General features: G+C 67.8%; 7 protein-coding genes. 3 read left to right on the forward strand and 4 right to left on the reverse strand.

Going from position 1 to position 8,094, the window contains the following annotated elements:
* Nucleotides 1-336: 336 nt before the first annotated feature.
* Nucleotides 337-528, reverse strand: coding sequence for a twin-arginine translocase TatA/TatE family subunit (locus VM221_06310; GenBank protein ID HUT74430.1), 192 nt, complete (start codon nucleotides 526-528; stop codon nucleotides 337-339).
* 256 nt (nucleotides 529-784) lie between these two features.
* Nucleotides 785-1,807 (reverse strand): GNAT family N-acetyltransferase, encoded by a 1,023-nt coding sequence (locus tag VM221_06315; GenBank protein ID HUT74431.1) that lies wholly within the window; start codon nucleotides 1,805-1,807, stop codon nucleotides 785-787.
* Between the two features lie 546 nt (nucleotides 1,808-2,353).
* Here VM221_06315 and VM221_06320 point away from each other — a divergent pair.
* Complete coding sequence (locus tag VM221_06320) at nucleotides 2,354-3,310, forward strand: DUF362 domain-containing protein (protein HUT74432.1); 957 nt, start codon at nucleotides 2,354-2,356, stop codon at nucleotides 3,308-3,310.
* Nucleotides 3,297-4,868, forward strand: a complete 1,572-nt coding sequence (locus VM221_06325; protein HUT74433.1) for a 4Fe-4S dicluster domain-containing protein — start codon at nucleotides 3,297-3,299, stop codon at nucleotides 4,866-4,868. The genes VM221_06320 and VM221_06325 overlap by 14 nt, the downstream gene beginning before the upstream one ends.
* A 235-nt stretch (nucleotides 4,869-5,103) precedes the next feature.
* Here the strand turns inward: VM221_06325 and VM221_06330 are convergent, their stop codons facing one another.
* The gene (locus tag VM221_06330; protein ID HUT74434.1) at nucleotides 5,104-6,003 is read right to left on the reverse strand and encodes a tyrosine recombinase XerC; all 900 of its coding nucleotides are present in this window, start codon (nucleotides 6,001-6,003) and stop codon (nucleotides 5,104-5,106) included.
* Between the two features lie 219 nt (nucleotides 6,004-6,222).
* On the opposite strand from VM221_06330, the gene VM221_06335 reads away from it, so the two are divergent.
* Entirely contained in the window at nucleotides 6,223-6,951 is a 729-nt protein-coding gene (locus VM221_06335) for a DUF169 domain-containing protein (GenBank protein HUT74435.1), read from the forward strand.
* A 58-nt stretch (nucleotides 6,952-7,009) separates the two neighbouring features.
* On the opposite strand, the gene VM221_06340 is transcribed toward VM221_06335, so the two are convergent.
* Nucleotides 7,010-8,094: hypothetical protein (locus VM221_06340; protein ID HUT74436.1), on the reverse strand; the 1,085-nt coding region annotated here is incomplete at its 5' end.

Consider the following 8,094-nt stretch of genomic DNA (forward strand, 5'->3'; position numbering starts at 1 on the left):
TGCGCCGCGCGCTGCAAGCGGCGGCGCTGCTCGCCTGGATTTTCTCGCTCATGGGCAAAAACGCCCTTCGTCGAAAAACAGACGTGCTCGCACGCTTGCGCCATCCGTTGCTTCAAGAAATGGCCGGAGTATAGGCTATTGCCCTGTCAATCTTTTCTTGATGTGGAACCACATCAGATGAACGCAGATGCTTGCCCACCGCTGGTGGGGACGCGGATTGAAGCCGCGCTTCTGTCGGCGTGCGTCGGCGTCCGTCGGCGGTTACCCTGGAATCCGTCAAACCAAGCCTGACACAGCACGTAGGTCTCGTCGGGCGGTGCGGGTGGTGAGCGGCCGCTAGCCGTTGTGGTCGGAGCGCTTGCTCCGGTCTTCGTCCTTGTCCGCTTCCTCCGCTCCGCTCAGGGAGCGGCGAAACTCGCGCATCCCCTGCCCGAGGCTCCTGCCCAACTCCGGCAGCCGCTTGGCCCCGAACAGCAGCAGCGCAGCGACCATTATCAGAATGATCTCCTGGGGGCCTAGTGAACCCATCTGGTTGCACGCCTTCTGCGGGCCCCGATCCCGCACCATACTCGCAAGCCAAGTATAGCCCAATTCGCCCAGGCTCGCAAGCGGCCCGAGCTCCCAGGGTGTGACCTCGAACAGTGGGAACGGTCGCCATGCTGTACGGGTGGCCCCGTGTGGCCGCCCATTCCCAGCCGAGGGCCCCGATAGATCGGGATTCGGAAACGGCTGGGCGCGCCCCGACTCGTCGGGGCGCGCCCAGGGTGATCCCAACCTTTCGCGGTCACACCCCTTTCGTGGGGTCGCTCACTGGCGCTTGCGCGGCCAGCCAGAAGGTGTGATCACCCAGCAGGAAATCAACGCTCACTGGCACAGACTGATAGGAGGAAATGCGGAGAAGGTGGGCCGGAAAGGAGTCGGTGAGTTCGACCGTCACTTTCCGCTCCAGGCTGGCTCCGGGTGGAAGTGAGAACTGCTCCCCGCCCGGATGTCCCCCGGCGATTCGGAAGCCTGTGTTGAGGCCGATCCGGAACCCCCCTGCCAGTTCCCCGCTCCCTTTGTTGGCCACGCTCAGACTGACTGCGACAGTCTCTCCGATTCGAACAGGCGGGATTGCGTCAACTCTCGCCGCCAGTCGAACCTCAGATGAGCGCAGACTGAGGGCAGAGACCGCGGGCCCCACGCCTTCACTGTCAAACTGGCAGGAACCGCCGGTGAGGGTTACCTCGAGTTCGTCTTCGCCGAGAGGATCGTGCCAACGCAACAGGTGGGTGTGTGGTTCGCTGCCAGCGACGCTATCCAACAGGGCCATTGGGTGGTCATCAGAAAACTGGGCGAGGACGGGGAAGTTCAGGAACTTCCAGATGCGCAGCATCTCCCCCTGGGTGGCGGGCAGGAAGCCATGATGCGCGTACAGGCGGTGCGCCGCCACGTTGTTTCTGAAGACCTGAGCGTGGATCGCCAGAAAGCCGGAACGCGCGGCACGCTCTATCGCATGACTCACGATTGCGCTGCCGACGCCCCGCCCCCGGTAGGCACGAGCGACTTCCAAGTTGACCAGTTCCGCGAGCGGGTAGAACTCGCGGTCCAGAATCGCTCGCCCTACGACTCCTCCGCCAATGCGGGCGACGATGCCTTCCTGGTCGCGGAAATCCTCAAGGGTGATGCCAACCGCCGGCCATTGGAAACCGTGGTCGGCGATGCCGGCATGATAGCGAGCGATGAGGAGGTCCTCGGCATGCTCAGCGAGGTTGTCCCTTGGCTCGACGACTACCGGCGTGGACTTCGTGTAGGCATGGTCTTCCATCGTTTCTCCTCGGGCCAAAGCCCTTTGTGTCTGATCGAGGGATTCCCGAGAAGAACCGACCATGCAAAACGCCACAGACCTGCGGGCCCGTGGCGTGCCGTGATTCGTGAATGGAGACCAACTCAGGTGAGCATGGCTCCAGGCCGTGCAGGCAGGTGATGACCGATCTCTCTCGGGATGCGCGTTGTCTTGCTCATGGTCACCACCTCCCTTCGCCTGAACGACTCTGACTGCGCATACTATAAGCCCCCCCCTTTGGTTGATGTCAACCGTCGGAGCCTGCTTCGGAACCAGCTTCCGCCCTGACTGCCCTGTGGTCCGCAACTGCTCCGCCTGCACCATACAGACGGCGGACAACTCCCCCGAGGGGAGACAATCAATCGCTCCCGTCCGACCGTGGGCGACAGCTCGGATTGACACCACCCCTGCATGTGGGTATAACCGACGGTAGTGTGGCCACGGCCGGCCGCGGCGCCCGCCGCGGCGCATGAACCGGCGGCCCGATCTCAGCGCGGATACAGATGAGGGCCAGCGAGGACGGTCCAGGTGACAGACAGGATCCGCAGACGTGATTTCCTGCGGGGGGTGGTCGGCGCCGGCGCCGCTGCCCTGCTGGGCGGCTGCGCCGCCAAGCGCGGCGGGGGGACGACCGCATCGGAGGCGGCAGAGCCGCGACTGCCGGCGCATGTGATGCAGGCCGCGCCGCTGCTGGCGGTGGCCGCGGGCGGTGACGCGCAAGCGCGGGTGCGCGCCGCGGTGGGCGCGCTCGGGGGCATGGGGCGTTTCGTCAAGCCGGGGCAGGTCGTGGTCATCAAGCCCAACGCGGCCTGGCAGCGCTCGCCGGAGCAGGCCGCAACCACCAACCCCCACGTGGTCTCCGAACTCATCCGGCTCTGCAAGCAGCAGGGAGCCGCTCGCATCATCGTCGCCGACCACATGATTGACACCCCGCCGCGGCTGGTGTGGGACATCACCGGCCTGGGCGCCGCCACCGCCGCCGCCGGGGGGGAAGCGGTGGCCGCGCAGGACCAACGCGGCTACGTCAAGCTGAGGGTCCCCAAGGGCAAGACGCTGTCGTCGGAGCAGGTGATGCGCGAGATCATCGAGGCCGACGTCGTCATCAACGCGCCCATCGCCAAGGTTCACTCCGCCGCCGTCATCACCGCCTCCATGAAGAACCTCATGGGCGCCATCTGGAATCGCCAGTACTGGCACCAGACGGACTTGCAGCAGTGCGTCGCCGACTTCTCCACCGCCCTGCGCCCGGACCTCATCATTCTCGACGCCAATCGCGTGCTGCTGAGCAACGGCCCCAAGGGCCCGGGCAAGACCAGCGACGTGGGGCAAGTGGTCGCCGGGTTCGACCCGGTGGCGATGGACGCCTACGCGGCGACGTTGCTCGGCCTCGAGCCGCGGGAGGTGCCGCACGTCGAACTGGCGCACCAGCTCGGGGTGGGCGAGATGGACCTCGGCAAAGTCCAGACCAAACATGTCCAGGCCTAGAGCCGCTACCGTCAGGCGCGTATCGCAGGGGCTTTTCATTGCCGCGTTTCTGTCGCTGTTTGCGCTCACCGTGTGGCCAAGCGGCTTGGTCGCTCCGGTGGCGATCTTCCTCCAAACCGATCCCCTGGTGGTACTGACGGCGCTGCTCGCCGCGCGCGCCTGGGTCGCGGCCGTCGCGTTGCTGGCGCTGCCAGTCATCGTCCTCACGCTGTTGGCCGGCCGGGCGTACTGCGGCTGGATCTGTCCGCTTGGCACCTGCATTGATGTCTCCGACCGGCTGTTCTTTGCCCGCGCGCGGCGGCGGCCCGCGGCTCCCCGGCGGCGCTGGAAGTACTACGCGCTGGCGGCGGTGGTGGCGAGCTCCCTGTTTGGCGCGCAGGCGGCCTACCTGCTGGACCCGATGGTGCTGCTGACGCGCACCGCGACCCTCGCCCTCTTCGCGCCGATGGCAGCACTGATAGGCGCCATCGGCAGGATCGGCGGGATCGCCGACGCCTACTCGTCGCTCCTGCGGCGGCTGGACCTGCCCGCGGCCCTCGGCCTGCTGCCGCCCCAGCCGGCGGTGTTCCGCGAGGGCTGGCTGGCGCTGATGATATTCGTCGGGGTGCTGGCGCTGGGCGCGGTCGAGAAGCGCTTCTGGTGCCGGAACCTGTGTCCCCTGGGAGCCCTGCTGGGGGTGATCTCGCGGGCGCCGCTGATTCGGCGCCGCGTCAACGACCGCTGCACCTCCTGCATGCGCTGCGTGCTGGAATGCCCCACCGGGGCCATTGACGACGAAGACCCCAAGCGCCATCGCATCGGCGACTGCATCCAGTGCTACAAGTGCACCGTCGTGTGCCCAGAGCAAGCGATCCGGTTCCGGCCCCAGGCGCGGCGCGCCGGCAGCGAGGCGCGCCTGGATCTGTCACGGCGGCGCCTGCTGGCATTCGGCGCCATGGGGCTGGGCTGGGCGGCGATGGCGCAGACGGTGCCGCAGTCGCGTTCGACCGTCATCGGCAATCCGTCCGCGGATGCGCACCTCATTCGCCCGCCGGGCTCGCTGCCGGAGCCGGAGTTTCTGGACCGCTGCGTTCGCTGCCAGCAATGCGTCAAAGCATGCCCGACCAACGGCCTGCAGCCCGCGCTCGCGGAGGCGGGCTTCGATGGATGGTGGACGCCGGTGCTGGTGCCGCGCATCGGACCTTGCTCGCAGCACTGCAATCTCTGCGGCGCCGTGTGCGCGACGCATGCCATCCAACCATTCCGCGTCCAGGACAAGGAGGCGATCTTCATCGGGCAGGCGATCATTGATCGCAGCAGTTGCATCGTCTGGGCCGCGGACAAGACGTGTTTGGTGTGCGACGAGGTCTGTCCATATGATGCAATAGACTGGAAAATCGTAGAAGGAGAAAAGCGACCGGTCGTGAATGAACATGTATGCACCGGTTGCGGCGAGTGCGAGAAGAACTGTCCGGTGCAGCCGCTGGCCGCTATACGGGTCTTTTCTCTGGGCGACCGGCGTCACTGGGGCCGACCGCGCCAGCGTCAATGGCGCTATGGTAGGCGAAGCGCTGAGTAACACCGCAGCGCTTCATGCGACGCAGGTAGGTCAGCGCAGGGAAGGAGGTGAGATGATGGCCACGGCAAAGAAGAAGGCTCCGGCCAAGAAGGCTGCCGCCAAGAAGGCTCCGGCCAAGAAGACGGCCAAGAAGGCGGCAAAGAAAAAGTAGAGGGACGAAGTTGGCGGGGCGACAGAGATCACTGTCGCCCCGCCACGCTTCTCGCCGCCCTGGATTCGCTGCCCGGTGGTTCCCCTATGCGCGCGGATGCGCGCGGTCGTAGATCTCCTTCAGGCGCGAGCGCGTGACGTGGGTGTAGATCTGCGTCGTGCCCAAGCGCGCATGTCCCAGCAGCTCCTGCACCGTCCGCAGATCCGCTCCCGCCTCCAGCATGTGGGTGGCGAAGGTGTGGCGCAGCGCGTGGGGGCTGATGCCGCGGCGCGCGCTCGTGCGCATCACGTGCTTGTGCACCAGCCGCCGCAGGCTGCGATCGCTCAACCGCGTGCCCCCGCGATTGACGAAGAGCGCGGTTTCCCCGTCCCCCGCGCCCCCCGGCAGCGCCGGCCGCCCCCGCGCCAGGTACTCCGCCAGCGCCCGCGCCGCGTGCGATCCGTACAGCACGATGCGTTCCTTCCGTCCCTTGCCCTTGATCCGCAGCTCGCGCGCCCCGCTGACCACCTGGCCCAAGTCGAGCCCGACGATCTCGCTCGCTCGCATCCCGGTGGCGTACAGCAGCTCCAGCAGGGCACGGTCGCGCAGGCCCAACGGGGTGTCCGCCGCCGGCGCCTGCAACAGCTCCCGTGTTTCCTCGGGGTAGAGAAACGCCGGCAGGCGCGGACGCGCGCGCGGGGCGCGAATGCCGATGGTCGGGTCGCCTTGCGCCCCGCGCCGAGAGAGGTGCTTGTAGAGCGCCCGCAGCGCCGACAGCTTGCGCGCAAGTGAAGCGCGCTCGTATCCGCCGGCGTGTAGCGCGGCCAGAAACCGCCGCAGCATCGCCGGCTCCGCTTGCTGCCACGACCGCACCCCGAACCGTTGACGCAAGAACCCCGCGCACTGGCCGAGGTCGCTCCCGTATCCGCGCAGCGTGTGCGCCGACACCTGGCGCGCGGAGCGCATGTGCTCCAGCAATGCGTCTATGTCGCGTTCCATGCTCATGTGCAACCGCCCTTGGCCGACGCCGCCTTGGCGACGTAGGCTCGGCCGTGGTTTCCTCGCGGTTGCGCCATGGTAGCACACCGGTTGCGCCCTCGCAAGCCGACGGCGAGCCCCCGGCGTTTGACGCAGCGCGATGCGCGAGGTAGAATGCGCGCGGCGAGGGGAGCAGCGGCGGTCGCGAGGCTGGCCCCGGTCGCCAACGCGCAACGGAGTAGGATCATGGAATGGCAAGCATGGGGACGTCGGCTCAAGGAAGTGCTGGAGCTGTCCGGCAGCCCGGTGGCGATAACCTACGCCGACCGGGCGCCCGAAAAGCCAGGCGCGCGCAAGTGCAGCGTGTGCGGGCTGCTGAAGAACGTGGCGGCGGGCGAGTCATTCATCCTCACCGCCGGGACCTCGCGCTGCCCCGGCGGCACCCACTATCTCGGTTTGGGGGCGCAGCCCCCGAACCGCGCCCAGGCGCTGCGCGATTTCCTCATCAACGGCGAGAAGCTCTTCGCCTGCCCGGCGGCGATCCTGCGCGCGCAAGCCATGAGCGAGGCCAAGCCCCCGTTGGGCGCCGCGGAGTGCATCGTCTTCGCGCCGCTGGAGCAGGCGCTCCTGCCGCCCGATGTCACGGTCTTCCTGGGCAACGGGTGGCAAGCCGCGCGGCTCATCAACCTTGCGTATTACCTCGACGGCGCGCCCATGCGCTGCGACCCGACCGGCTCGCTGTGCCGCTCGGCGGTGACCTATCCGCTGGTAACCGGCCGCGTCAACGTCACCTTCGGCGACGTCACCGCGCGGCGGATGGAGAAGTTCCCGCAGGACGTTGTCTTCGTCAGCTTCCCCTATTCGGCGCTCCGCAATGTGGTCGAGAGCATTGACCGCTGCGGGGCGGGCACGGCGAAGCTGGAGATCCCCGAGGAGTTCCGTCATCTCGAGCAAGCCGAGGGCGGGGAGCTCTGACCCGGATCATGCGCAGCCAAACGACGTGGTCGCGGCCGTCGCCGAACCGTCCGCAGCCCTAGCTCCCGGCGGCCAGCTCCACCCGCAGGCGGCGTACGCGGGACAGGTCGGATACGGCTATCTCGACGTAACGGCTTGACTCGACCACGTCGTGCTTGACGGCGATGGACTCTCCGTCCATTGTCGTCGCGCCCGCGGGCCTGCCCGGCGGCAGGAGCAGCCGCAACCTGACCTCCTCGCAGGTGCCGGTGAGCAGGACTTCCATCGCATCGCCGCCGATGCGCAGGTCGTAGGCGACATACGCCTCACTCGCGGGGAAGTGCATCGTGCACCGCGCGCCGCGCACCTCGGACGCCGCCCATCGCGGCGACACCTGGGCGGTGCGCATCCGCGGGGCGGTGACCACCACCCCCACCAGCCCCCGCGTGAACGCCTCCACCCAATGCCCCATGCCCCAGCCGTCGTGGGGGGTCGTGTTGGCGGTGCGGAAGCCGGCCCGGCCGTCCGGCCAGTACCAAGTGTAGGTGCCGCCGTCGCGATAGACCAGTTCCGCGTAGTCCGCCAGCAGCTCGAGCGCCCAGCGCTCGCGGCCGTGCTCGAAGCAGGCGGTGGTCAGGGCGCCCCCCACCCACGGCATGAGTCCACCGTTGACATACCCGCCCGGATTGAGGTAGTCGTCGCCGGGGAAGTATCCCAGCTCCTTGGGGTATGGCGGATCGAGCGACCACCAGGGATAGCGGTCGCCCGTCCGCTGCTGGTGGCGGCGGTAGGTCTCGATGATCTTCACGCATTGGTCATGGTCGGCCATAGCGCGCGTCATCGCCCACGTGTTGCCCATGGCGAGCTGGGTCGTCTCGTCGAAGTCGCCGTGATCGAAGGGGTGCAGGTGGTGGTGGTGCGCGAACTTCTCGCCGTCCCACAGCAGGTCCACCGCGCGCCGGCGATAGGCCTCGGCTTCGCCGCGGTAGCGGGCCGCCTGCGCTTCGTCGCCGAGCGCGGCGTAGATGTCGGCGGCGGCGCGCAGCGCGGCCGCCATGCCGCTCTGGTCGCAGGTGGCGATGACCGCGCGCGTGCCGTCGAACTTGCCGCCGCCCTCGAGCACGAAATCCCAGGTGTCGCAGGTGTGCCCGCGCTTGACCAGGC

The sequence above is a fragment of the Armatimonadota bacterium genome (genome assembly GCA_035527535.1).
GTDB lineage: Bacteria > Armatimonadota > Hebobacteria.